General features: G+C 60.6%; 20 protein-coding genes. 11 read left to right on the top strand and 9 right to left on the bottom strand.

The genetic code is table 11. The features are described 5' to 3' along the window. The first annotated feature begins 341 nt into the window (after positions 1 to 341). Both JZX88_RS01440 and JZX88_RS01445 read left to right on the top strand, forming a co-directional pair. Positions 342 to 4,097 (top strand): ATP-binding protein, encoded by a 3,756-nt coding sequence (locus JZX88_RS01440; protein ID WP_206912327.1) that lies wholly within the window; start codon positions 342 to 344, stop codon positions 4,095 to 4,097. 280 nt (positions 4,098 to 4,377) lie between these two features. Then, positions 4,378 to 6,036: an iron ABC transporter permease gene (locus JZX88_RS01445; protein WP_065114891.1), complete on the top strand. Its 1,659-nt coding sequence runs from the start codon at positions 4,378 to 4,380 to the stop codon at positions 6,034 to 6,036. Between the two features lie 311 nt (positions 6,037 to 6,347). Here JZX88_RS01445 and JZX88_RS01450 read toward each other — a convergent pair whose 3' ends face one another. The 5 genes from JZX88_RS01450 to JZX88_RS01470 form a co-directional block, all read right to left on the bottom strand. Further along, a complete protein-coding gene (locus JZX88_RS01450) occupies positions 6,348 to 7,160 on the bottom strand; it encodes an ABC transporter permease (protein ID WP_004432617.1) in 813 nt (270 codons plus the stop codon). A gap of 4 nt (positions 7,161 to 7,164) precedes the next feature. Then, on the bottom strand, positions 7,165 to 8,073 hold the full coding sequence (locus JZX88_RS01455) for an ABC transporter permease subunit (protein ID WP_065114890.1): 909 nt from the start codon (positions 8,071 to 8,073) through the stop codon (positions 7,165 to 7,167). 11 nt (positions 8,074 to 8,084) lie between these two features. Further along, complete coding sequence (locus JZX88_RS01460) at positions 8,085 to 9,242, bottom strand: ABC transporter ATP-binding protein (protein WP_206912328.1); 1,158 nt, start codon at positions 9,240 to 9,242, stop codon at positions 8,085 to 8,087. A 135-nt stretch (positions 9,243 to 9,377) separates the two neighbouring features. After that, the gene (locus JZX88_RS01465; RefSeq protein WP_065114888.1) at positions 9,378 to 10,475 is read right to left on the bottom strand and encodes a polyamine ABC transporter substrate-binding protein; all 1,098 of its coding nucleotides are present in this window, start codon (positions 10,473 to 10,475) and stop codon (positions 9,378 to 9,380) included. A gap of 152 nt (positions 10,476 to 10,627) precedes the next feature. Next, on the bottom strand, positions 10,628 to 12,043 hold the full coding sequence (locus JZX88_RS01470; RefSeq protein ID WP_206912329.1) for a short-chain fatty acyl-CoA regulator family protein: 1,416 nt from the start codon (positions 12,041 to 12,043) through the stop codon (positions 10,628 to 10,630). 256 nt (positions 12,044 to 12,299) lie between these two features. Here JZX88_RS01470 and aceA point away from each other — a divergent pair, with 256 nt between their 5' ends. Both aceA and JZX88_RS01480 read left to right on the top strand, forming a co-directional pair. Continuing rightward, the gene (aceA, locus tag JZX88_RS01475) at positions 12,300 to 13,589 is read left to right on the top strand and encodes an isocitrate lyase (RefSeq protein ID WP_110755456.1); all 1,290 of its coding nucleotides are present in this window, start codon (positions 12,300 to 12,302) and stop codon (positions 13,587 to 13,589) included. An 84-nt stretch (positions 13,590 to 13,673) separates the two neighbouring features. Continuing rightward, the gene (locus JZX88_RS01480; protein WP_004432604.1) at positions 13,674 to 13,931 is read left to right on the top strand and encodes a hypothetical protein; all 258 of its coding nucleotides are present in this window, start codon (positions 13,674 to 13,676) and stop codon (positions 13,929 to 13,931) included. Positions 13,932 to 13,995: 64 nt separating this feature from the next. Here the strand turns inward: JZX88_RS01480 and JZX88_RS01485 are convergent, their stop codons facing one another. Next, positions 13,996 to 14,319 carry a hypothetical protein gene (locus tag JZX88_RS01485; protein ID WP_080852665.1) on the bottom strand — a complete coding sequence of 108 codons (324 nt, stop codon included), beginning with the start codon at positions 14,317 to 14,319 and terminating at the stop codon, positions 13,996 to 13,998. Between the two features lie 141 nt (positions 14,320 to 14,460). Next, complete coding sequence (locus tag JZX88_RS01490; protein ID WP_206912331.1) at positions 14,461 to 15,333, bottom strand: LysR family transcriptional regulator; 873 nt, start codon at positions 15,331 to 15,333, stop codon at positions 14,461 to 14,463. A gap of 86 nt (positions 15,334 to 15,419) precedes the next feature. Here JZX88_RS01490 and JZX88_RS01495 point away from each other — a divergent pair, with 86 nt between their 5' ends. Next, positions 15,420 to 15,767, top strand: coding sequence for a hypothetical protein (locus JZX88_RS01495; RefSeq protein WP_174030581.1), 348 nt, complete (start codon positions 15,420 to 15,422; stop codon positions 15,765 to 15,767). Between the two features lie 110 nt (positions 15,768 to 15,877). Here JZX88_RS01495 and JZX88_RS01500 read toward each other — a convergent pair whose 3' ends face one another. After that, positions 15,878 to 17,062 (bottom strand): NAD(P)/FAD-dependent oxidoreductase, encoded by a 1,185-nt coding sequence (locus JZX88_RS01500; protein WP_206912333.1) that lies wholly within the window; start codon positions 17,060 to 17,062, stop codon positions 15,878 to 15,880. Between the two features lie 123 nt (positions 17,063 to 17,185). Here JZX88_RS01500 and JZX88_RS01505 point away from each other — a divergent pair, with 123 nt between their 5' ends. From JZX88_RS01505 to JZX88_RS01530, 6 genes are all read left to right on the top strand, one after another. Continuing rightward, positions 17,186 to 18,625 (top strand): glutamine synthetase family protein, encoded by a 1,440-nt coding sequence (locus tag JZX88_RS01505; RefSeq protein ID WP_065114881.1) that lies wholly within the window; start codon positions 17,186 to 17,188, stop codon positions 18,623 to 18,625. Between the two features lie 12 nt (positions 18,626 to 18,637). Further along, entirely contained in the window at positions 18,638 to 19,924 is a 1,287-nt protein-coding gene (locus tag JZX88_RS01510) for an FAD-binding oxidoreductase (protein ID WP_206912335.1), read from the top strand. Between the two features lie 137 nt (positions 19,925 to 20,061). Then, the gene (zwf, locus tag JZX88_RS01515) at positions 20,062 to 21,537 is read left to right on the top strand and encodes a glucose-6-phosphate dehydrogenase (RefSeq protein WP_065114879.1); all 1,476 of its coding nucleotides are present in this window, start codon (positions 20,062 to 20,064) and stop codon (positions 21,535 to 21,537) included. Positions 21,538 to 21,547: 10 nt separating this feature from the next. Continuing rightward, on the top strand, positions 21,548 to 22,246 hold the full coding sequence (gene pgl / locus JZX88_RS01520) for a 6-phosphogluconolactonase (RefSeq protein WP_065114878.1): 699 nt from the start codon (positions 21,548 to 21,550) through the stop codon (positions 22,244 to 22,246). Positions 22,247 to 22,375: 129 nt separating this feature from the next. Further along, complete coding sequence (gene edd / locus JZX88_RS01525) at positions 22,376 to 24,196, top strand: phosphogluconate dehydratase (RefSeq protein ID WP_174030571.1); 1,821 nt, start codon at positions 22,376 to 22,378, stop codon at positions 24,194 to 24,196. Positions 24,197 to 24,414: 218 nt separating this feature from the next. Continuing rightward, the gene (locus JZX88_RS01530) at positions 24,415 to 25,779 is read left to right on the top strand and encodes a metallophosphoesterase (protein ID WP_206912336.1); all 1,365 of its coding nucleotides are present in this window, start codon (positions 24,415 to 24,417) and stop codon (positions 25,777 to 25,779) included. Positions 25,780 to 25,802: 23 nt separating this feature from the next. Here JZX88_RS01530 and JZX88_RS01535 read toward each other — a convergent pair whose 3' ends face one another. After that, positions 25,803 to 26,159, bottom strand: coding sequence for a hypothetical protein (locus JZX88_RS01535; protein ID WP_034501827.1), 357 nt, complete (start codon positions 26,157 to 26,159; stop codon positions 25,803 to 25,805). Positions 26,160 to 26,318 lie beyond the last annotated feature (159 nt).

A 26,318-nucleotide genomic window follows, 5' to 3' on the forward strand; every position in this document is an offset into this window, starting at 1 on the left:
ACGCCGAAGCGGCGTCACGGGGGGTGACATAAAAGGTGTTTTCGCCATTTGCAAGTGCTTCGGTGAATTTTGCGAAAAAAGGCACCGAAAGGCAAGCGCTTTTCATTCGTCGCGACCAGCGGCCGGCATCGGCGAGTGTCTCACCTCCGGTCCGGGAAGGGTGGCGACGGGCCTGTTCATGTTAACTCTGTTTGGCGATTCATTCCGGCGGCGGTGGACCCCGTCGCCCTGTGAAGTTATTTAAAATTCTGTTAACGTGGTGCCTCGGCGGGTTTACGTTTCAGCCTCATGAGGAGGCTGTAAAGCCCGCAAGGTCCGGTAGTGCCAGAATAGGTTTCGACATGCCCGCCGTCCAGTATCCCTTTATCGATATCGCAGTGCATGAACGGGTGCGTGAAGGTTTTGGTCGCGGCGAGGCGATGGCTCTGTTCTCGCTCGATCTCCAGAGCGCCCTGTGGGCCAATGGCCGGGGTGCGGCGCTGTTTGGCACGCCGATGGTCTATGATTTTCTGGAACAGGGTCCCCGGCGGCAGGATGTGACCTTCCGGCAGCTGGCGGCGACGGCGGCGCGGCTTTCCAAGGCGGGCGACAGCCTGCCCTTCACCATTCGCATCAATGCCGGTTTCCGCAGCCTTGCCGTGACAGCCCGCGCGGAAATCATCGAGGCGGAACCGGGCCAACCCGCAATACTCTTCTCCGCCCTCACCGATCAGACCGCGCCCGACACGGCGGAGTGCGCCCGGCGCATGATCGAGGGTTTTGACGACCCTGACATTCACATGGCCGTTCTGAACGGCGCCAACGAGATCATCGCCGCATCGCCGCGATTCGCATCGCTCGGCATTACCCCGCATACGGCGAGAACGCTGGTGGGCATGGCCGCCGGCCAGTCCGGCCATCTCGTCAAGCGCCCCGTGCCGACGGGCAAGGGTTATCTGCCGGCAGCCACCGGCCAGATCACGACATCGCCCGAACTCAACCTGATGTTCGTGGTCGAGACCGCACTCGGCACGCTCGATCCCGTCAACGGCTTTGCCGAAGACAGGCAACAGGAATCTCCCGCCGTCGCCGATCCGGTTCTGCCAGTTGCGGAAACGACGCCTTCGCCCGCAGCGGATGCGTCCTTCGCTTCCGTGCTCGATGCCGTTGCCGGCATCGAGGATGTGGAAGACGTGCAGGAATTGCCCGCCGATTCCGAAGACGGGGCGGTGACGGAACCGGAGGAGGCTGCCATTGCGCCTTCGCCAGAAGAGGAACAGGCCGCGGCCCCGCTTGACATCCCCGTGGCGGACGTTGCCGCAAATGCGGCAATGACCGACGATATTGCCGATCTCTTTGAACTCGATGCGGATGAGGCGAAAGTTTCTCCCGTCGAGAGCACCGGTGTTGAACACTATGCCGAACCGGTTGCGGGCGCGGAAAGCGTCCCGGAAGAGCCGGACGTCGCTGCAACGGCAGAGGTGCACGCCGAGGCAGTGGCCAGAGACGCCCCGCCCGCAGAGGCGGGACCTGAGGAAGAGAACCGCTCCTTCACCTTCAATCCCGCCGCCCGCGCATCCCGTTTCGTCTGGAAAATCGATGCGGAGGGGCGCTTCAGCTCGATCTCCCATGAATTTGCGGAGGCCGTCGGCGCAAAGGCTGCGGCTGTCGAAGGCATGGGCTTTGCCGATGTGGCCGCACTTTTTAATCTTGATCCGGATGGCAAGATCCGCGAACTGCTCAGCCGTCGCGACACATGGTCGGGCAAGACTATCTATTGGCCCGTGGAAGGCACTTCCCTGATGGTGCCGATCGATCTTGCCGCGCTGCCAACCTATACGCGCTCGCGCGAATTCGACGGTTTCCGTGGTTTCGGCATCGTGCGGCTGGCCGATGCCGCCGAAGATCCGCACGCGACCGGGCTGACCTTCCTGGATACGGAAGAGGTTGCCCCCAGCGCAGCTTCACCGCAACAGGCCGCCACGGAAGAAAGCCACGAATTACTGGCTTTTATCGATGAGGATGATGACGCGGCGGATGGTGTTGATTCTGCCGGTGACGATGAAGCTCCGGCGGCGGAGGCCGACGAGGTGACAGGCGGAATTTCAACGGCGGAACAGCACCATGATTACAGCCCGCCTGAATTCGAAGTACCCGCCCCGGCAACCACACCGGCGCCTGAGCCGCCCTATTCCGACAAGGTCGTTCATCTGGAAGACCGCCGCTGGCGTTCGCGCGAAGGTCTGACTGCGGGTGAACAGGCCGCCTTCCGGGAAATCGGCCGGACGCTTGCGCCCATGGATGCCATTGTGGACGAAAACCGGAAAACGGACGAAGAAGTCGCTTCAGCCGAGCCGGTGACGCAGGAAAACGGCGAAGACATTCCATCAGAAACGCACGCGGATCTGCCGCAGGGCATCGAAGAAGCTGCCGAGGCGACTGGTGAAGACGATCTCTTCGCCGATTATGTTCGCGGCGAGCAGCCGGTTGCGCCGTCTGCGACGACCCACGAGGCCGAGACCGAAGACAGGAAGGACGATGCCACGGATGGGCAGCCGGCGGCCGATATTGCCGCCGCAATGGTCAGCCCGCCGCTTCGCGCCGCCAATGCGCTGACCGCGGAAACGCTGGACCAGATGCCGGTGGCGCTTCTTGTCCATGCGGGCGACAAGCTGATCCACGCCAATCCGGATTTCCTGCGGCTGACGGGCTACAGCTCTCTTGCGGAGCTTGAAGAGGTCGGCGGGCTGGAAGCGCTGCTGCAGCGGCAAGAACTGCACGACATGCCAGACAATGAGGGCGGCATGGTGGTGGTCAGTGCCGAAAACGACATCATTCCGGTCAAGGCGCGGCTGCAGTCCATCCGCTGGGAAGAAGCCAAGGCGCTGATGCTGTCGCTGGTTCCGCTGGAAGAAAAGCAGGCGCCGGTTGCGGCCGCCAACGAAAACACCGTTGCCGCCGGAATGCCAGATACCGAGGCAGGCAGCCTCTCCCTGTTGCAGGGCGAAGTGGAGGAACTGCATTCCATTCTGGAAACCGCGACCGATGGCGTGGTGCTTCTGGGCGACGAGGGTGAAATCCGCTCGCTCAACCGTTCCGCCAGCGCACTGTTCAACTATGACAATGGCGAAATTGCCGGCAAGCCCTTCGTGACGCTCTTTGCCCATGAAAGCCAGCGGGCGGTGCTGGATTATCTTTCCGGCCTCGCCAATAACGGTGTCGCCAGCGTGCTGAATGACGGCCGCGAAGTAATCGGCCGCGAGGCTTCCGGCGGCTTCCTGCCGCTGTTCATGACCATCGGGCGACTCAAATCCTCGCATGGCTATTGCGCCGTCATCCGCGACATCACCCAGTGGAAGCGCACGGAAGAGGAACTGCGCAACGCCAAGCGCGCGGCGGAAACCGCCAATGCCCACAAGACCGACTTTCTGGCGCGCGTCAGCCATGAAATTCGCACGCCGCTCAACGCCATCATCGGCTTTGCCGACATGATGGCAACCGAACGTTTCGGGCCGATCGGCCACCCGCGTTATGTGGAATATGCCAATGATATCGGCCGTTCGGGCCGGCACGTGCTCGATATCGTCAACGATCTGCTCGATATATCCAAGATCGAGGCCGGGCAGATGGATGTGGATTTCATCGCCGTGCCGCTCAACGAAACGGTGGCCGAGGCGGTCTCGCTGGTGCAGCCGCAGGCCAACAACCAGCGTGTCATCATCCGCACCGCACTTGCGCAATCGGTCCCTCAGATCGTCGCCGATCTGCGCTCGATCAAGCAGATCGTGCTGAACATCCTGTCCAACGCCATCCGCTTCACGCCCTCCGGCGGCCAGATCGTGGTTTCCACGGCCTATGAAGCAAATGGCAGCGTATCGCTGCGCATCCGTGACACCGGCATCGGCATGACGCGGACAGAGCTGGAACAGGCCATGAAGCCGTTCCGGCAGGTGGCCTCATCCAGCAAGCGCGTGCGCGGCGACGGCACCGGCCTTGGCCTGCCGCTGACAAAGGCGATGGTGGACGCCAACCGGGCAAACTTCTCCATCACCTCGACGCCGAATGAAGGCACGCTGGTGGAAATCACCTTTCCGTCGCAGCGGGTTCTTGCCAACTGAGGCCATGCGGGCGTAGCAATGGGACGGTAGGAAGCGGTGCTTTTTCAAAGCTGCCGTCTCTCCCTCACTCCTGTGCTTGTCACAGGAATCGAGCCAGCCCAAGTCCTTGGGCTGAAAAGACTCTTCTCGCCACGCGAAAGCCGCGCCGGCTGGGTTCCTGTGACAGGCACAGGAATGAGGGAATACGGATGCGACAATACAGGAATTCGTCGGGTCATACACGGCGCCAGGGTATGCGTAGCGGGTTGAGGCTTTCGCAAGACAGCAGGCCCGCATACCCATGACGGTTTCCCTTCCAGTGACAAAACGCGTTTCGGTGCTGCCGATCACGGCGGTGATCGTCGCGGTCATTGCCGCCATGCCCATTCTGGCGATCTTCTGGCTGGCGCTGACCGGCAGCACGGAGGGTTGGCAGCATCTTCTCGCCAACGTCCTGCCGCGTGCCGGGTTTCGTACCTTCCTGCTGCTGGCGATGACGGCGGCGACGACGGCCTTTTTCGGCATCGCCTGCGCCTGGCTCGTCACCACATTCGAATTTCCATTGCGGCGGATATTTTCGGCTGCCCTCGTGCTGCCGCTCGCCATTCCCTCCTATCTGGCCGCCTATGCCTTCGGTGAATTCCTCGATTTCACCGGTCCGGTGCAGAGCGCCCTCCGTGCGGCCTTCGGTTATCACAGCATCCGCGACTACTGGTTCCCCGATATCCGCTCGCTTGGCGGCGCCGTGATTGTTCTGAGCTCGGTGCTTTACCCTTATGTCTATCTGTCGGCCCGCGCCGCCTTTTCCATGCAGGGCCGTTTTGCGGCCGAAGCGGCCCGCACGCTTGGCGCAAAACCGCTGAACGTGTTCTTCTCCGTGCAATTGCCGATGGCGCGGCCCGCAATCGCCATCGGGCTGTCACTGGTGCTGATGGAGACGCTGAACGATATCGGCGCGGTGGAATATCTCGGCGTGCAGACGCTGACCTTCACCATCTATGAGACCTGGCTCAATCGCGGTAATCTCGCCAATGCGACGCAGATCGCCGCTGTTATCCTCATCATCGTCGGCGCGCTGATCTTCATCGAACGCAATGCGCGTGAAAAACAGCGTTTCGGCGCACCCAAGGCGACCAGCATGGCGCAGCGCCACCGGCTGAAGACGCTGGCCGGCTGGCAACGGTGGTGCGCGAGCCTGTTCTGCTTCCTGCCCGTGGCAAGCGGTTTTCTCATTCCCGTCATCGTGTTGGGCGGCTATGCCGCCAAAAGGCTCGACGCTCTATTCGCCCCGAAGCTCCTGAAAGCGCTTGGACACAGCCTCGAAGTCTCGCTTTCGGCCGCCTTCGTGACGCTGATTGCGGCTTTCGTATTTTCCTATGCCATGCGCACCGAGCGCTCGGGCATATCGAAGGCCGCCGCCCGCTTCGGCTCCATGGGATATGGCGTGCCGGGAACAGTGCTTGCCATCGGCGTGCTCATTCCGCTGGCGGGCCTCGATAATGGCGTCGACGGTTTCATCCGTTCCCATTTCGGCTTTTCCAGCGGGCTGCTGCTTTCCGGCACCGCGTTTGCCATCATCTATGCCCATAGCGTGCGTTTCATGACCATGGCCGAAGGCACGCTCGATGCCGGTTTCCAGAAGCTTTCGCCGCATATCGACATGGCCTCGCGAACGCTCGGGCGCAACCGGCTGCAGACGCTGTTCAAGGTGCTGTTGCCGAACATGCGCCCGGCGGCGCTCACCGCCTTTCTTCTGGTCCTGATCGAATCCATGAAGGAACTGCCGGCGACCATCCTGCTCCGGCCTTTCGGTTTCAACACGCTGGCCACGCTGGTTTATGAGGACGCATCCCGCTCCAGGGTGCAAGATGCCGCCGTACCGGCGATCATCATCATCATTGCCGGGCTTGTTCCCGTGCTTCTGGTCTCGAAATCGATGGATCATCCTGAAAACGGCTGACCCCGGCCGGATTGACGGCAAAAAGAAAGGCGGCCTTTCGGCCGCCTGTATTAGTTGTGCTTTTTTCAACGAGAGAAAGGGGGACAACCTCGCCAGATGGAAATTATCAATCCCGGCCGTCAGAAATTTGACAGCCCTGCGTTGGATTTACTTTCCGCCAACTCCTATTAACAAGCGGTTAAAACCAAAATCGAGCAATTACCGACGAAAATTCCTATTCTGAGACCGTAAAGCGCCGAAACTAAATTAAAAGTTTCTAATTTCATCGTGATTTCAACAGTAACGCGAAGAAATCAAAACAGGCGTTCGGATCAGTTTCGGGCAGCTGCGTGTTCGTCGCGCATCCGCTGCAACTCGGTACGCTTGGAGGCGATGGAGGCGACGATCACACCGATGGTCACAAGCCCGATCAGGATCGTGCAGATGGCGTTGATTTCCGGCGTCACGCCGAGACGAACCTGCGAATAGATCTTGATCGGCAGCGTGGTTGCGCCGGGGCCGGTGGCGAAGCTGGCGATCACCAGATCATCGAGCGACAGCGTGAAGGCCAGCATCCAGCCGGCAATGACGGCCGGGAAGATCAAAGGCAGGGTGATGCGGAAGAAGGTCTTGACCGGCGGGCAGCCGAGATCGAGCGCCGCCTCCTCAAGACTGCGATCAAAAGTCAAAAGACGCGACTGCACGACGATCGCCACGTAGCACATGGTGAAGGTGGTGTGGGCGATGACCACCGTCCAGAAACCGCGATCCACCCCGACCGCCACGAACAGCAGCAGCAGCGACAGGCCGGTGATGACTTCAGGCATGACGAGCGGCGCGTAAATCATGCCGGAAAACAGCACCCGGCCCGGAAACCGCGCGAAGCGGGTGAGCGACAGCGCCGCCAGCGTTCCGAGGATGGTGCCGATGGTGGCGCTTAAGATACCGACACGCAGCGTCACCCAGGCGGCATCCATCAGCCCCTGGTTCGACCACATGGAGCGGTACCATTGCAGCGAGAAGCCACCCCAGACGGTAACGAGCTTCGAGGCGTTGAAGGAATAAACGATCAGGATGATGATCGGGATGTAAAGAAAGGCAAAACCGAGGGTGAGGACGGTGATGTCGAATTTTCCGCGCTTCATGGCCTCACCCCACCTTCTTCTGCTGGTTCTGGAAGATGGCGATGGGCACCACCAGCAACAACAGGAGCAGCACGGCGACGGCCGATGCCAAAGGCCAGTCGCGGTTGCCGAAGAATTCCGTCCACAGCGTCTTGCCGATCATCAATGTCTGCGCGCCGCCGAGCAGATCGGGAATGACGAATTCGCCTGTTATCGGGATGAAGCAGATCATCGACCCGGCGACCACACCCGGCAGCGACAGCGGAAAGGTGATCTTCCAGAAGGCCTTCCATGGCGGGCAGCCAAGATCGGCCGCCGCTTCCAGAAGCGTATTGTCGAGTTTCTCCAGCGCCGAATAAAGCGGCAGCACCATGAAGGGCAGATAGGAATAAACGATGCCGATGAAGATCGCCGTTTCGGTGCGGAAGATATTGACCTGCTGGTCTGGTCCCAGAAGGCCGATCGACTGGAACAGCACCGTCAGCAGGCCTTCCGGCTTCAGAATACCGATCCAGGCGTAAACGCGGATCAGGAACGAGGTCCAGAACGGCAGGATCACCAGCATCACCAGTGTCGGGCGCACGGAAGACGGCGCGCGTGCCATGGCCAGCGCCATGGGATAACCGATGAGCAGCAGCAGGAAGGTGGAGATGAAGGCGATGCGCAGCGACGACAGATAGGCGTCGATGTAGAGCGGGTCTTCCGTCAGGAACAGGTAGTTTTCGAAATCCAGCTGCGAAAAGAATTCGCCGAGCTTCGAAAACCCTTCGAAGACCGGCGTATAGGGCGGCATGGAGATCGCCGTATCCGACAGCGAGATTTTGAAGATGATGAAAAAAGGCGCTGCGAAAAACAGCAGCAGCCAGAAATAGGGAACCGCGACGACCAGCCAGCGCCAGGGGCTTTGCCGGTTCTCGGGAGTGGTGATCGCCATGAAAGCCTCCCTCAGCGCGTCAGGACGAGGCCGGAATCCGGCTTCCAGTTCAGCCACACCATGTCGCCGAAGGTGATCGGACGATCCACGAGACGCGAAACATTCGCCTGCGCGGCGCGGAGGACGCGGCCATCGGCAAGCTTGACGATGAAGACGGAGAAGTCGCCGAGATAACCGATATCCCAGACCTCGCCATAGGCGGAATTGACGCTGCTGTCGGCGGGCTGGTCGAGCGAGATGCGGACTTTTTCCGGGCGGATGGCGTAAGCGACCTGACTGCCGGTCGCAGCAGCACATTCCTGCTCCACCGCCACCTTCAGCCCGTCGCAATCCAGCGTCACGAGGCCGGGCTTACCGATATCGGAGGCATTGGCGACGACCTTCGCGTCGAAAATATTGATGTCGCCGATAAAGTCAGCCACGTAGCGGCTGTTCGGCGCTTCATATATCTCGGCGGGTGTCGCCACCTGCACGACGATACCCTTGTCCATGACGGCAATGCGGTCCGACACCGTCATCGCCTCTTCCTGATCGTGCGTGACGATGAGGAAGGTGAGGCCGAGATTGGTCTGGATATCCATCAGCTCGAACTGCGTTTCCTCACGCAGCTTCTTGTCGAGCGCACCGAGCGGTTCGTCCAGCAAAAGCACCTTCGGCCGCTTGGCGAGCGACCGGGCCAGCGCCACGCGCTGCCGCTGGCCGCCGGAAAGCTGGCTGGGCTTGCGTTTGGCGAATTCCGTGAGCTTGACGAGCCGCAGCATTTCCTCGACGCGGGAAGCGATTTCCGCTTTCGGCAAGCCGTCCTGCTCCAGACCGAAGGCGATGTTCTTTTCCACCGACATATGCGGGAAAAGCGCGTAGGACTGGAACATCATGTTGGTGGGACGCTTATAGGGCGGGACGCCGGAAATATCCTTGCCCTGCAGCAGGATGCGCCCTTCGGTCGGCTCCTCGAAACCGGCCAGCATGCGCATCAGCGTGGTCTTGCCGCAACCGGAGGGACCGAGCAGCGAGAAGAACTCGCGCTCGTAAATATCAAGCGTCAGATTGTTGACGGCGACAAAATCGCCGAAACGCTTGGTGACATTTTCAAAACGGATGAAGGGAACCGCATCGGGGTTGTCCCACGGGCTGAATTTGCGTTTGACCGGCCCCAGAGTTTTCGCCATTCACCCTACCCTCAAATCCCGTTGGTCTTTCGATCGATGCTTCGGGGCGGGCGACACCGGCAGGTAACGGGACCTGCCGGCAAAGGATCAGAGGAACAGGCCCGCCGGCCGTTCCTCAACCAGCGGGCGGAGGTGTCAGCTGCCGGTCTTTATCTGCGTCCAGACGCGGTTCAGCACGCGCTGTTCCTTCGGTCCGTAGGGCGAGATGGTGAAGAGCTTCTTCATCGTCTCGGCATCGGGATAGACCGCCGGGTTCTTGGCAACGGACTCATCCATCAGCGCCTGCGAAGCAAGGTTGCCATTGGCGTATTGAACGTAGTTCGACGCCTTGGCGATGACTTCCGGCCGCATCAGATAGTTGATGAAAGCGTGCGCTTCCTCGACATTCTTGGCATCCGCCGGGATGGCAAGGTTGTCGAACCACATATAGGTGCCTTCCTTCGGGATGACGTAGTTCACCTCGACGCCGTTCTTGGCTTCCTCGGCGCGGCTCTTCGCCTGCAGGATATCGCCCGACCAGCCGATGGTGATGCAGCTGTCGCCATTCGCCAGTTCATCGATATAGGCGGAAGAATTGAAGGTTTTCACATAGGGGCGGATCTTCATGTAGACATCGCCGCCCGCCTCGAGATCCGCGGTTTCCTTGCTGTCCGGATTCTTGCCGATATAGTTCATGGCAATGGCAAAGGTTTCGTCCGACGCATCGAGAATATTGATGCCGCAGGATTTCAGCTTTTCGGCATTTTCCGGCTTGAAGATGATATCCCAGCTATCAATCGGAACATCACCGAGCGCGGCCTTCACCTTGGCGACGTTATAGCCGATGCCGGTGGTGCCCCACATGTAGTTCACGGCATATTCGTTGCCGGGGTCGTATTTCGCCAGACGCTCGGAAACCTCGGGCCACATGTTCTTCAGATTCGGCAACTTGGACTTGTCGAGTTTCTGGAACACGCCGGCATTGATCTGGCGGGCAAGGAAGGGACCGGTCGGCACCACGACATCATAACCGGAGCTGCCGGCCAGAAGCTTGGTTTCCACAAGCTCGTTGCTGTCGAACACGTCATAGACAACCTTGATGCCGGTTTCCTTGGTGAAATCGGCGAGCACTGATTCGTCGATATAATCCGACCAGTTATAGACGTGGACGACCTTCTCCTGGGCCATTGCCGAGCCTGCTGCAACGAGCGCGGTGGTGAGAGCCAAGGTCAGGCGGAGAGAACGGTTTTTCATGATGTCTCCTGTTAACGCATCCTCACGGTGGGAGCGTGATCCCCTTTTTTTGGAGAGACTAGAAAGGAAAACAAAAGGGAGCAAGCGGGAAATGTGCGGCACAGCATTTTCAACCAAATGTGTTCCGGCCACAAAAAAGCGGATGGAAAGACCTACTGGAAGTCGAAAACACTGAGGCCGGTGACCATTTCATCGAGCCCCAAAGGCCGTGTCAGCGGCGCTTCGGCCCGCGACAGACAGCCCTGCCTTTCGCACAGCCGGCACGAAGGGCCGACGGCGACGGGCGCAGCACCCGAGGCGGCGGGGCCATAGACGGTCTCTCCGGCCTGGGCAAAATCGCAGCCGAGAAGCACGGCCGTTCGCCGCACCCTTTCGCCGAAACCCGCCTGTGGACCTTCCAGCGTGCGCGACACCGTAAGGAAAGCATCGCCATCCGGCATCTCCACCGCCTCCACCAGCACCTGTCCCGGCTGGGCGAAAGCGGCATGGATATTGAGCCGCGGACAGAGGCCGCCAAAACGCGCCCTTGGAAAACCGCTGGCCCCGGCAAGGCGGAAACGGTTGCCGGCATTGTCGATCTCCATCAGGAAAAACGGGATCGCCGCGGCTGACGGCCGTTGCAGGCTGACGAGGCGGTTGGCCGCCTGTTCGAAAGAGACGTTGAAACGCGAACGCAGGACATCAAGGTCATATTTGGCACGCTGGGCGGCGCTCAGGAATGCGCCATACGGCATCATCAGCGCGTGAGCGGCATATCGTGCCAGCTCGAAACGGGCGATGCGCCGCGCTTCCTCGCCCTTCAGGCCAAGCGCCTCCAGTTCCGCACCGATCTCTTCGCGAAGCGCCAGAAGACAGGTCTCCATCGCCATTTCCCGCAGCTGATCCGGCTGCGACAGGCGCTCGGATAAAAACAGCCGCATGGAATGGCGATCATAACGCCGCCGCAGATTGGGCATGGCATGGACCGGCAGGGTTCTGACGACGATGCCGTGGTTTTTCTGGAGCCATGCGCGCAGACCGGAGGCAAGATCATCGCCCGACGACAATTGTTTATGGAGTTCTTCCGCCGCCGCATCGATGGTGTGAAAATAGGCCGGCCGATTTTCAAAGACGTGGCGCACCTCGTCAATCGGCAGGCGGGTGGAGGAAAGCGCCGTTTCATGTCCCTCGCGCGCCAGAAGATCGGAAAGGTCGGAAAGGCGTTGCGCCTGCTCCCGATAGGCCCGGTAAAGCTTGAGCACCCCACTTGCCGCATTGGGCGCGGCATCGGCGACCTCGATCAGCTCCTGCGGCGACGGCACCTCACCCGAAAGCAGCGGATCGGCGAAGACCTCGCGCAGCTGCCCGGCGGAACCGGCGCTTTCGCCCTGCAGGTCATCCAGATCGACCTTGTAGACGGAGGCGAGTTTCAGCAGCAGCTGCACGGTCAGCGGCCGCTGGTTGCGCTCGATGAGATTGAGATAGGACGGCGAGATCGCCAGCGCCTCGGCCATGGCCGTCTGCGTCAACGCGAGACCGTTGCGAATGCGGCGCACGCGCGGGCCAGCAAAAATCTTGTTTTCCGACACAGTGCCGTTCCTCCATCCCCGTCAACTCATACAAGTCTGTTACAAACTCATCGGCTCAAAGGTTTTTACAAAATTTACAATTTTACAGCTCCATCCTGTCACGCATCCTACAGGATAACCTCTTTCAAGTCACTGTTTTTATGTTTGTTCTGGCGCTCAAATCTCGAAAAATGTAAATGTAGTCACATCAAACGGCGCCATATGATGTTGAAGACGGCCCGTTACGGAAACTGCATTTATCATGGGAGAGAGAAGTATGACGGATTTTTACAAGCTTGTTCCGGGCGCACCGCAGGGGCGTTTCGACGGCATCGAGCGCACCTACACCGCCGCCGACGTGGAGCGGCTGCGCGGCTCCGTCGAAATCCGCCATTCGCTGGCCGAAATGGGCGCGAACCGGCTGTGGAAGCTGATCAACGAGGAGAATTTCGTCAATGCGCTCGGCGCGCTCTCGGGCAACCAGGCCATGCAGATGGTTCGTGCCGGGCTGAAGGCGATCTATCTGTCCGGCTGGCAGGTTGCGGCGGATGCCAATACGGCATCGGCCATGTATCCGGACCAGTCGCTTTATCCCGCCAATGCCGCGCCGGAGCTTGCCAAGCGCATCAACCGCACCCTGCAGCGCGCCGACCAGATCGAGACGGCGGAGGGCAAGGGTCTTTCGGTCGACACCTGGTTTGCGCCGATCGTTGCCGATGCGGAGGCCGGTTTCGGCGGCCCGCTCAACGCCTTCGAGATCATGAAGGCCTTTATCGAAGCGGGTGCGGCGGGCGTTCATTATGAGGACCAGCTGGCATCGGAAAAGAAATGCGGTCATCTCGGCGGCAAGGTTCTGATCCCGACGGCGGCGCATATCCGCAACCTGACGGCCGCGCGGCTTGCGGCTGATGTCATGGGTGTACCGACGCTGGTTATCGCCCGCACGGATGCGGAGGCCGCCAAGCTTCTGACCTCCGACATCGATGAGCGCGACCGTCCCTTCGTGGATTATGATGCCGGCCGCACCGTTGAGGGCTTCTATCAGGTCAAGAACGGTCTTGAGCCCTGCATCGCCCGCGCCGTTGCCTATGCGCCCTATTGCGACCTGATCTGGTGCGAGACATCAAAGCCGGATCTCGAACAGGCGCGCAGGTTTGCGGAAGGCGTGCACAAGGCGCATCCGGGCAAGAAGCTCGCTTACAACTGCTCACCGTCGTTCAACTGGAAAAAGAACCTCGACGACGCGACGATTGCCAAGTTCCAGCGGGAACTCGGCGCGATGGGCTACAAGTTCCAGTTCATCACCCTTGCCGGTTTCCACCAGCTGAATTTCGGCATGTTCGAACTGGCGCGCGGTTACAAGGACCGGCAGATGGCAGCCTATTCCGAGCTTCAGGAAGCGGAATTCGCAGCCGAGGCCAATGGCTACACCGCCACCAAGCACCAGCGCGAAGTCGGCACCGGCTATTTCGACGCCGTGTCGCTGGCGATCTCCGGCGGCACGTCTTCGACCACCGCCATGAAGGAATCCACCGAGCACGACCAGTTCCGCCCGGCGGCTGAATAAACAGGCAAAACGGCCCTTTCCGATATCGGGAAGGGCTTGCAAACCGGATCAAGAACCCCGACCAATAAAGAGAGGAGAAATGCCATGAATGCCCATAACCCCATCAAGACCCACGTCAAGGAACGCGCCGAGGAACAATCCTCCGCCATGACGCAGGATCAACAGGCCGCCATCCGCATGCTGGCCAATGATCTGCACCGCCTCAACCAGGCCGTCATGAAAGCCGTCGAGGCCGGTGTTTCCGTCGAGCTGGTCCGCTCGGCCCGCCACCATGGCGGCGGCGGCAACTGGGGCGACCTCCTGATCCCCGTCATCGTCGCGCAGGGGCGTGACGCCGCCTGAAACAAAAGACCGGAACATCATGACGATGCTCCGGTCTTCAATGCAAAAATCCGGAGTGGCGGTCTCAGAAGCTCGCCGATACGGAAACGCCGATGCTTACATTAACGCCCATCGCCTCGACGTTACCCTGGAGTTGAGGCGCATAGGGAGCGAAGCAGGCAAGCTGCGTCAGAGGAATCGGGTTCAGAACGGCCGGCGATTCCCACGCCAGATGCATCGCCACCCCACCCACGAGCTTTTCCCAGCCTGCGATCTTGGTGCCTGCGGCTGCCGGCGCAATTGCCGTGACAGATTGCGAAAGAGCATCGGCAACGACTGCCGCGAGACCCTTGCTGACTGCTGCATAAAAGAGCTTTGCTGCTTCTTCCGGTGTTCCTGCTGCGGACATCGCATTTACATATGATGCTGAAATTATCATGGCGGCCTCAACCTAAAGGAGTTAAATCTACAAAAGCAACCTATGGCTATTCTGACAGATACGCAACTAAAAATTATTAAAAACAAAGCACACAATCTAAGGTAATATCACCTATGCGGGGCGGCTCTTGCGCCCGGCATATAAATCGGAATGTCCCTTGATCAGACGGGTCATCCGGTCCGCCACCGTCCTGATATCGCGGCGGTGGCGATCGTCATTGTTCATGACGATCCATTGGTTGTGGCGAAGGCTCTCCAGCTCTTCGCCTTCCCGAGCGAGCCGCGCATCCGCATCGCCCACAAAACAGGGAAGCACGGCGACCCCCGCCCCGGCCAGCACCAGATCGAGAAGCGCCACCGGCCGGTTCACCGTTACCACGATCTCGTTGTTACGATTTTCATGCGGCCAGCGCAGATAGGTTGAAATGGCGTTTTCCTCCGCCACCGCCAGCCAGCGGTCGGCGACGGTAGTGGCGGCGTTGCGCAGCCTGTAGGGCGCATAGGCCACCTCCCCCGTCCTGATGGCGGCGAGGTTCTTTTCCTGCGGCTCGAAAGCGCGGATGCCGATGTCGTTTTCACGATAGGCCAGAGACGCCCGCTGTTCGGCGATGAAAAGATCGATGCGGAAATCATCGCGGTCAGTGCAGATGGCGGAGAAGTTCCCGGTCAGCAGCCAGGCATTCCAAGTGCCGACGGCAATGCGCACGACGGATGAGGCCGACGACGCCTTCTGCCATCCTTCGATGTCCCTCGCCGCATTCTCCATCGCCTGAAGCCGGTCGAACAGCGCGCGGCCATCCGCCGTCAGGGCATATCCCGTCTGGCTGCGCTGGAACAGCGCCTTGCCGATGCGCTCCTCCAGTTCGATCATGCGCCGTCCCACCGTCGCGGGGCTCAAGCCCGTCAGCGCCGCCGCACTCGTCAGGCCGCCGCTGCGTGACACATCGAGGAAAAGCTGATAGGAATCCCAGGTAACGTTTTTCATAGGTGAAAAACGTAGCGCATTTTCTTGCGCAGATAAATCAAAAAACGGCGTGCATCATGGCCCTCCGCACTTAGAAGGAGAGCGACATGCATGCGATTTTTGCAGCACGGGTCATCATCGAAAACCAGCAGCCTCGCACACGGCGCGAAGCCATTCTGCAGGAAGAGAAATTTTATACTGACATGGCCGAGGCATCGCGCCCGTCACGGTTTTTCAGCGCGCTCATCCGCTTGATGAAGGCGAAGCGCTGCAGATCAGTGAAAGAGGGCGATCAGGGCCGCGAGGGCACCGGCTGCGATGAGGCTCAGGCGAAAGGCCAGATGACGGCTCTCGTTGTCAGTGCGGGCGATGGCAATGGCCCGAGGGCGGCGATGTGCGGATCTGTTCATGCGCGGGCTCCAGACGAAAAACTCAACCGACCCATGCCCTGTTGAGGGCCTCCAGCAGGACATCATGTGCAGCGGGATCATCGAGCGATCCAGCCTTGCTGGCATTTGGTCAGGATGACTCCACGCCCGTTAACAAGGCATTAACGGGCCCGGTCTCACGCGAATTCGCCGGCCGCCTGCCCGGACGCCCAGGCCCACTGAAAATTGTAACCGCCGAGCCAGCCGGTCACGTCGACACATTCGCCGATGAAGAAGAGGCCGGGCACGGATTTCGCCGCCATGCTGCGGGAATCGAGACCGGTCGTGTCGATGCCACCGAGCGTGACCTCCGCCGTGCGATAGCCTTCGGAACCGGCGGGCTTGATCTGCCAGTCCTGCACCTCGCCTGCCAGCTTCGCCAGAGCCTTGTCGGACATATCCGCCAGATGGCCGGTGAGGCCGGATTGTTCGACGACATGCTGGGCAAGGCGCTTCGGCAGGATTTCCGACAAGGCGGTCTGGGGCGACTGGCGGCCGTTCTTCTGCTTCGCCTGCTTCAGCAATGCGGCTATATCGCGATGCGGCTCGAGCTTCAGGCGAACCACGTCCCCCTCGCGCCAGTAGGAAGAGATTTGCAGGATGGAAGGGCCGCTTAAACCGCGATGCGTGAAGAGCAGCGCTTCCTCAAACGAGGTCTTGCCATGGAAAACCTCGGCCGGAACCGCGACACCCGCAAGCGGGCTCAGCCTTTCCAGCATGGCGGGATCAAGCGTCAGCGGCACGAGGCCCGGACGAGTCTCGATGAGCTTGAGGCCGAATTGTTCGGCGATCTGATAGGCGAAACCGGTCGCGCCCATTTTCGGGATGGACTTGCCGCCCGTCGCGACAATGAGGCTTTCCGCCTCGATGACGCCGCCGGATGTCGTGACGCGAAAACGGGCGCCATCATGGGTGACGGCCGAGACTGACGTTTCGAGCCGCAGCTTTGCATTCACCGCCTGCATTTCGCCAAGCAGCATGCGGATGATGTCCTTGGCGCTGTCATCGCAAAAGAGCTGGCCGAGCGTTTTTTCATGCCAGGCGATGCGGTGTTTTTCGACAAGGGCGATGAGATCGCGCGGTGTATAGCGGGCAAGCGCGGATTTGGCGAAATGCGGATTGGCGGAGAGATAGTTCTTCGGCCCGGCATGGATATTGGTGAAGTTGCAGCGGCCGCCGCCGGAGATGCGGATTTTTTCGCCCGGCGCTTTCGCATGGTCGAGAATGACGACGGAGCGGCCGCGCTGGCCGGCGCGGATGGCGCACATCATGCCGGCGGCGCCCGCCCCCAAAATCAGCACGTCACATTTCTCTGTCATCATTCCATCCGATCCGTTTCCTTTCCTCTTTTCGAAGTGCCGCCGCTTGTCAATGGCGCTTTCCCCCTCGCCAATTGCCAAACTACGGTTATGATGGCGCCAGTCGAAACACAGACCCGGTGATACATGCCCGCCAAAAAAACCATGCTCCGCCCGAAGAAACAGGCAACCATGGCAAAGAAGACCCCTCCTCTCGACCTTTCCTCCACCCGTGGCGTTTCCTCTTGGCGCGAAGCCGCCCAATGGCTGAGGGCACGCGGGATCGAAGACATAGAATGCATCACGCCCGACCTTGCCGGCGTTCCGCGCGGCAAGATGATGCCGACGGCGAAGTTCACGGGCGACACCTCGCTTGCCCTGCCATCCGCACTCTACCGCCATACGATATCAGGCGAATATCCTGACGAGACCGCCAATTTCCGCTACGAGCCGCGCGACAGCGACCTGAAGCTGGTGCCCGATCTCTCCACGCTCTCCGTCGTGCCGTGGGAAACGGACCCGACCGCGCAGGTGATCTGTGACGTGGTGGATGCCGAGGGCAATTTCGTGCCCTACACGCCGCGCAACGTGCTGAAGAACGTGCTTTCGCTCTATACCGAAAAGGGCTGGAAGCCGGTTGTCGCGCCGGAAATCGAATTCTACCTCGTCGCCATGAATGACGACCCGGATTATCCGCTGCATCCGCCGAAAGGCCGGTCCGGCCGCTCCATCGTCGGCGGACAGAGCTATTCCATCGCCGGCATCAACGAATTCGACGAGCTGATCGATGACATCTATCACTTCTCGGAAAAACAGGGCCTCGAGATCGATACGCTGATCCACGAGGAGGGTCCGGCACAGCTGGAAATCAACCTGCGCCATGGCGATCCTATCGAGCTTGCCGACCAGGTGTTCCTGTTCAAGCGCACCATTCGCGAGGCGGCGCTGAAGCACGGCATCTACGCCACCTTCATGGCCAAGCCCATGCAGGGCCAGCCGGGTTCGGCCATGCATATCCACCAGTCGGTGGTGGAAATCGACAGCGGCCGCAATATCTTCTCCAATGCCGATGGCAGCCCTTCGAAGGAATTCTTCTCCTTCGTGGGCGGCATGCAGCGTTATGTTCCGAACGCGCTGGTCATGCTTGCTCCTTACGTGAATTCCTATCGCCGCCTGACGCCCGACATGGCCTGCCCGGTCAACAATGCCTGGGGTTACGACAACCGCACGACCGCCTTCCGGGTGCCGATTTCCGGCCCGCAGGCGCGGCGTGTCGAAAACCGCCTGCCGAGTTCGGACGCCAATCCGTATCTCGCGCTTGCCGCCTCGCTCGGCTGCGGCTGGCTCGGCATCGTCAACAATATCGAGCCGACCGAGCCCACCGCCGATACGGCCAATGAAGGCTCCATCGACCTGCCGCGCGGTCTCCTTGAGGCCGTGGCGCTGCTGGAAGGCGAAGAGCAGTTCGACCGGGTGTTCGGCCATGAATTCGTGGGCCTCTATGCCGGCCTGAAACGCGGGGAGTTCGAGACCTTCATGCAGGTCATCAGCCCCTGGGAGCGGGAATTCCTGCTTCTCAACGTGTGAGGAGCCCCGAGCATGACATGGCAAAGCCCGATTGCGCCGGGAATTTCCTGGTATCAGGCAACCGTCGGCGAGCGGCCGGACTATCCCGCTCTCGACGGGTCGAGAGAGGTTGATGTCGCCATCATCGGCGGCGGTTATACCGGTCTTCAGGCCGCCTGTAACCTCGCCGAAAATGGCGTCTCCGTCGCCCTCATCGAAGCACATCGTTTCGGCGATGGCGCTTCCGGCCGCAATGGCGGGCAATTCGGCACCGGCCAGCGTTCCTTCCCCGACGAGATGGAAGAAGAGATCGGCTTCGAGCAGTCGAAGCTGCTGTTCGACATTGCCGAGGACGCCAAAAACTACCTGCGCGGCTTCGCCGTCAGTCGCGGCATCGACATGGAGTATCTTCCCGGGCAGCTCTATGTGGCGCACAAGGCCGCTTACGAGGACGATTACCGCCGAAGTGTCGATGCGATGAACAACCGTTATGGCTATCCGCATATTTCCTACATGGAACGCGCAGAAGCACGCAAACGCGTCGGCTCCACCCATTATTTCGGCGGCACGCGCGACACCGGCACCGGCCATATCCACCCGTTGAAGCTGCTGGTCGGGCTGGCGAAGGCGGCGAAAGCGGCGGGTGCCGGCATTTATGAAATGACGCCGGCGAAATCCATCCGGCAAGTGGGCGGCAAGACCATCATCGAAACGCCTTTCGGCACGATCACCGCGCCGCGGGTGCTGATCGCCACCAATGCCTATATCGGCAATCTGGAACCGGTCACCGCCGCCCATATCATGCCGATCCGCTCCTTCATCGGCGCCACCGTGCCGCTGGACACGTTTCCCGACATCATTCCCGACCGGGAGGCCGTGGCGGATTCGCGGTTCGTGGTGCGGTATTTCCGCAAGACGGCCGATAACCGGCTGCTGTTCGGCGGACGCGAAGCCTATACGGCCGATACGCCGCGCGATATTTCCAGCCATATCCGCCGGCAGATCGCGGAAATCTATCCCGCGCTGAAAGACATAGACATCACCCATTCCTGGGGCGGTTCGGTCGGCATTACCCTGCCGCGCAAGGTCTTCGTGCGCGAGGTCATGCCCGGCGTCACCTCCATCGGCGGTTATTCCGGCCATGGGGTGATGCTGTCGAATTATTGCGGCAAGCTTTATGCCGATCTCGTTCTCGGCAAAAAGGACATGCTGGCGCCCTTCGCGCGGCTGAAGGTGCCGCCTTTTCCCGGAGGGGCGTCGCTGCGCGCGCCGCTGCTTTTCCTGGCGCTCTCGTGGTACGCATTGCGAGACAGGTTTTAGGCCAATGTTTACAGACTGTTATCGGCGGCGGACAAGCCGGCGGAAGCAAAATTCATAATTTCACATAACTGAGTCTGGCATTTTTAAATCGATTAGATTATTGATGCCCCAACCCTTTGAAGATCGAGAGAATCGATATGAGCAGTCAGATCATTCCCGTTGAAGCTTTTGATTGTGTCGTTTTCGGCGGCACAGGCGATCTGGCGGAGCGCAAGCTTCTGCCGGCCCTTTATCATCGCCAGGTCGAAGGCCAGTTCACCGAACCGACCCGCATCATCGGTGCATCGCGCTCGGTCATGACCCATGAGGAATATCGCAAATTCGCGCAGGATGCGCTGAAGGAGCACCTGAAGGCCGGCGAATATGATGACGCGCAGGTTGCCGTGTTCCTGAACAGGCTTTTCTACGTACCAGTCGATGCCAAGGGCAGCAATGGCTGGGACGTGCTGAAGAAGCTGCTGGACGAGGGCAAGGAGCGCGTGCGTGCCTTCTATCTGGCCGTCGCGCCCGGCATTTTCGGCGATATCGCCGACAAGATCCGCGAGCACAAGCTCATCACCCGCTCGACCCGCATCGTCGTTGAAAAGCCGATTGGCCGCGATCTGGCTTCCGCACAGGAACTGAACGACACCATCGGCCACGTCTTCAAGGAAGAGCAGATCTTCCGCATCGACCACTATCTCGGCAAGGAGACGGTGCAGAACCTGATGGCGCTGCGTTTCGCCAATGCTCTCTACGAGCCGCTGTGGAATTCCGCCCATATCGACCATGTGCAGATCACCGTTGCCGAAGCGGTCGGTCTTGAAGGCCGCGCCGGTTATTATGACAAGGCTGGCGCACTGCGCGACATGGTTCAGAACCATATCCTGCAGCTGCTTTGCCTTGTTGCCATGGAGCCGCCGGCATCGATGAATGCCGAGGCCGTGCGTGACGAAAAGCTCAAGGTTCTGCGCTCGCTGAAGCCGATCGATACCAGCAATGTCGAGAAGCAGACGGTTCGCGGCCAGTACCGCGCCGGCGCTTCCGCCGGTGGCCCGGTCAAGGGCTATCTGGAAGAGCTGGAAGGCGGCGTTTCCAACACCGAAACCTTCGTCGCCATCAAGGCCGAAATCGCCAACTGGCGCTGGGCCGGCGTTCCCTTCTATATCCGCACCGGCAAACGTCTTGCGACCCGCGTTTCGGAAATCGTCGTTACCTTCAAGCAGATCCCGCATTCGATCTTCGACGATGCGGCCGGCAAGATCGAGGCCAACAAGCTGGTCATTCGCCTGCAGCCGGACGAAGGCGTCAAGCAGTCGCTCCTCATCAAGGACCCCGGCCCGGGCGGTATGCGCCTGCGCCAGGTGTCGCTGGACATGAGTTTTGCCGAAGCCTTCAACGTGCGCAGCCCCGATGCCTATGAGCGGTTGTTGATGGACACCATCCGCTCCAACCAGACGCTGTTCATGCGCCGCGACGAAGTCGAGGCCGCGTGGGACTGGATCGACCCCATTCTCAAGAGCTGGGAAGATCTGGGACAGGGCGTGCAGGGTTATACCGCCGGCACCTGGGGTCCGAGCGGCTCGATCGCACTGATCGAGCGCGACGGCCGCACCTGGCACGATGCCGACTGAGGGCCGGGCGATGAGCGAAACGATCCACGTCTTCGACACCGCCGCCGAGCTGGCCACCGCTCTTTCGGCGGAGGTTGCCAAACGCCTTGATGCGGCCACGAAGGATCGCGGTGCGGCGAGCATCGCCGTCTCCGGCGGTTCGACGCCCAAGCTGTTCTTTCAGGCGCTTTCCAGGCACGATCTCGACTGGCCGAACATCAGCGTGACGCTGGTGGACGAACGTTTCGTGCCGCCGGAAAGCGACCGTTCGAACCATCGCCTCGTTGCCGAGAACCTTTTGCAGGACAAGGCGAAGGCGGCTTATTTCGTGCCGCTGTTCCAGCCGGCTGCCTCGCCGGAGGATGCGGCAACGCTTGCGACCGTCAAGACCGAAGCGATCTGCGATCCCTTCGATGTCGTCATTCTCGGCATGGGAACGGATGGCCACACGGCATCGTTCTTCCCCGGTGGAGACAATCTCTACGAAGCGCTGGACCTTGATGAACCGCGCGGCGTCCTGACCATGGCGGCGGAGAATGCGGGCGAGGAGCGGTTGACCTTCAACTTCTCGAGCCTCAACGATGCCGGTTTCCTCGTGCTGCATATCGAAGGTGCGGCCAAGAAGGCAACGCTGGAGAAGGCACAGTCGGGTGAGGATGAGGATGAAATGCCGATCCGCGCCGTGCTGAACCGGGCAGAAACGCCCGTGGATATATACTGGGCGCCATAAGCCAAACGCCATCGCCGCGATTGCGGCCCGGCGACAAAAGCGCCCCGAAGACATGAAGACTGAAACACGACAACCGGCCGTTCACCTCCCGGAACGCCGGTTGCCGACCAACGAACAGGATGAACGCCCATGTCCGCCGATTCCCGCATTCAGGCCATCACCGCCCGCATCGTCGAACGTTCCAAACCTTACCGCGAGACCTATCTGGAGCGGCTGCGGCTGCAGGTTTCAAAAGGCGTTCACCGTTCCGTTCTGTCCTGCGGTAACCTCGCGCATGGATTTGCGGTCTGTTCCCCCGCCGACAAGGACATCCTTGCCGGCGACCGGGTTCCCAATCTCGGCATCATCACCGCCTATAACGACATGCTCTCGGCGCACCAGCCCTACGAGACCTTCCCGGCGATCATCCGCGATGCGGCCAAGGAGGCAGGCGGCATAGCGCAGGTGGCGGGCGCGGTTCCCGCCATGTGCGATGGCGTGACCCAGGGCCAGCCCGGCATGGAGCTTTCGCTGTTTTCCCGCGATGCCATCGCCATGGCGGCCGGCATCGGCCTGTCGCACAACATGTTCGACGCCGCCGTCTATCTCGGTGTCTGCGACAAGATCGTGCCCGGCCTCGTCATCGCAGCCCTCGCCTTCGGCCATCTGCCCGCCGTCTTCGTTCCTGCCGGCCCGATGACATCAGGCCTGCCGAACGATGAGAAGTCGCGTATCCGTCAGCTTTACGCCGAAGGCAAGGTCGGCCGCGCCGAGCTTCTGGATGCGGAATCGAAATCCTATCACGGCCCCGGCACCTGCACCTTCTACGGCACCGCCAATTCCAACCAGATGCTGATGGAAATCATGGGTTTCCATATGCCCGGTTCCTCCTTCATCAATCCCGGCACACCGCTGCGCGATGCGCTGACGCGTGAAGCTGCAAAGCGCGCGCTGGCGATTACCGCGCAGGGCAACGAGTTCACCCCGGCGGGCGAGATGATCGATGAAAGGTCTGTCGTCAACGGCGTCGTCGGTCTGCATGCAACGGGCGGTTCCACCAACCACACCATGCATCTGATCGCCATGGCGCGCGCCGCCGGCATCATCCTCACCTGGCAGGATATTTCCGATCTTTCCGACATCGTGCCGCTGCTCGCCCGCGTCTACCCCAACGGTCTTGCCGATGTGAACCATTTCCACGCCGCCGGCGGCATGGGCTTCCTCATCAAGCAGCTGCTGAAGCAGGGCTTCGTGCATGACGATGTGCGCACCGTCTTCGGACAGGGCCTCGCAGCCTATACCGTGGATGCCAAGCTCGATGAAAACGGCGCCGTCACCCGCGAGCCCTCACCCGAGCAGAGCCACGACCCGAAGGTTCTCGCCGGCATCGAGACCCCGTTCCAGCCGACCGGTGGCCTGAAGATGCTGACGGGCAATCTCGGCAAATCGGTTATCAAGATTTCCGCGGTCAAGCCGGAACGCCACATCATCGAGGCGCCGGCGATCGTCTTCCACGACCAGCAGGAGCTTCAGGACGCCTTCAAGGACGGCAAGCTCAACCGCGACTTCATCGCCGTCGTCCGCTTCCAGGGACCGAAGGCCAATGGCATGCCGGAACTGCACCGCCTGACACCGCCGCTCGGCGTGCTGCAGGACCGCGGTTTCAAGGTGGCACTGGTGACGGATGGACGCATGTCCGGCGCTTCCGGCAAGGTGCCGGCCGCGATCCACGTCACCCCGGAGGCTTCCGACTGCGGCCCGATCTCGCTCATCCGCGACGGCGACATCATCCGCCTCGATGCCATTTCGGGAACGCTGGAAGTGCTGGTGTCCGCCGCTGAACTGGCAAAACGCGAACCGGCGCGCGCCGATCTTTCCGGCAATGAATGGGGCATGGGCCGCGAACTGTTCGCCCCCTTCCGCCGCAATGCCGGTCCGGCCGATCAGGGCGCCAGCGTGCTCTTCCATTGATATGCGGAAGGCGAAGGCCGGGTGCGGCTTTCGCCTTTCAACCCCACTTTGTGGTATCGCCTGACTACACTTGCGCCCTCGAAAGATCGGGCGCAGAAACCGCTTTATTTCCCGTTCCTTAAACGTCAGACTTGTCATGTGGCTGTGATGATCGCCCTTTAGGGCCTTCTCAGCCAGCCGTGGGACGACGGCGCAGTTTCGGATGATGGGGCCAGGACATGACGATTTTCTCAAGCAAACGCCGCGATGTGCTGAAGCTTATGGCTGGCACAGCCATGCTGCCGCTGATGGCGGTGGCGACGCCTGTTATGGCGCAGGATGTGGCGCTGCGTGCAATCGTCATCTCCGACCTGCATTCGGCCTATGAGCGTATCGGCCAGCTTCTCGCGGCCATCGAAACGCGGATCGCCGCCGACAAGGTGCCCCATATCATTCTGCTGAATGGCGACCTGTTCGAGATCGGCAATGCGGTGGCCGCGCGTTCGGCCGGCGAAATCGAATGGACATTCCTCGCGGCACTCGCCAGGCTCGCCCCCACCGTCATCAATATCGGCAATCATGAGCCCGATATCGACAATGATCTTACCAATTTCGTCAGCCGCGCACAGGCACTCGGCATCACCGTGCTTTCCAACATCATCGACAAGCGCAGCGGAAAGCCCTATGCGCCCGAGAGCGCCGAGGTGAGCCTTGGCGAGCGGAAGGTCATCCTCGCAGGTCTCGCCACCAATGCGATCAACACCTATCCGAAACCCACGCGCGAGATGCTCGACATTCCGCAGCCGGTCGAATGGGCCAAGGCCAACCTTCCCGATATCGTCAAACCGGACGCGATCAACATCGTTCTCAGCCATGCCGGCGTCGTCGCCGACCGCGATATCCTGCCCTTGCTGCCGGACGGCACGCTGCTGGTCGGCGGTCACGATCACCTGAACTTCGTGCACGAGCAGGGTGCCACGCGTTATGTCCATACCGGCTCATGGTGCACCTCCATGACGGTCGCTACGATCGCCGGTCCCGGTAAGGCCCCGACCATCGAGACCGTCGCCATCGACAGTGGCGCTCCCGCCTCCCCGGCCCTCAAGACCCTGATCGAACAAACGCTCGAAAAGCACCTGACCGCGGAAGAACGGGCGGTTGTGGGCAAAGCGGCGAAGGCGATGTCCGTCGATGAGGCCGGTCGCCATGCGGCCCGGCTCATCGCCGCAAAAACCGGTGCGGATGTCGGTTTCATCGGCCACACCTCCTTCGGCGCCGGCCTGCCGGCTGGCGATATTCGCCGTTACGATTTCAACGCGTCGCTGCGTTTCGATGGCAAGCTGATGGTGACGGAAGTGGATGGTGAGGCGCTTGTGCAAATCCTCAAGCGCTGCAATCAGGACGGTGATATTCCGCTTGCTGCGCGCACCGGCGATTATCTCTACGCCATGCCGGAAAATCCGCAAACCAAAGAGCGCTACAAGCTGGTCTGCAACGACTGGTCGGCCACCAACCAGAAATCCTATTTCGGCCGCAGCGATCTTGCCTTTACCGAGGTGCCGGATGTGAAGCTGAAGCAGACGGTTCTGGGCGGGCTTGCTTAAGACCCTCGCCGATCATCTGATTTTTAGAACGAGCGGATATCGAGCTTCCGGTCCTTATGCGCCGGATGCGTGCTGAACACGAAAATACGGTCCAGTTCCTTCTGTGTCAGCATGCGCAGGAAACGGACGTGGATGGTGTTGTTGGCGTTGACGCGCAACATCACGCAGCCGATCTTGGTGATGCGGGCATCGGGAATATCGAGATAGAACTGGTTCGGCAGATTATATTTGGTCAGCAACGCCAGCACCGCTTCGGTCTGGGAGATGCGGATGACATCGCAACGGCGCGCCGCCATGTGCATCACGGCCTTTTCGGTATATTCGATGCGAGCCGCATTCATGGTATCTTCCATGCGGAACCGGCCTTCGCGGTCGTACATGAAGGATTCTTCCTTGCTCAGGTAATTGTTCCTGATGACACCCGCACTGCTCTGCACGCCCGGACTCCCATGCTCTGCCAATGGATCGAGACTAGGCCATAGTCTTTAACAATTCATATCAGAGCTGCCTTAAACAGATCGGAAGCGGGACATTTGCGA

The organism is Agrobacterium sp. OT33, assembly GCF_017313365.1.
GTDB classification, from domain to species: domain Bacteria; phylum Pseudomonadota; class Alphaproteobacteria; order Rhizobiales; family Rhizobiaceae; genus Agrobacterium; species Agrobacterium rhizogenes_A.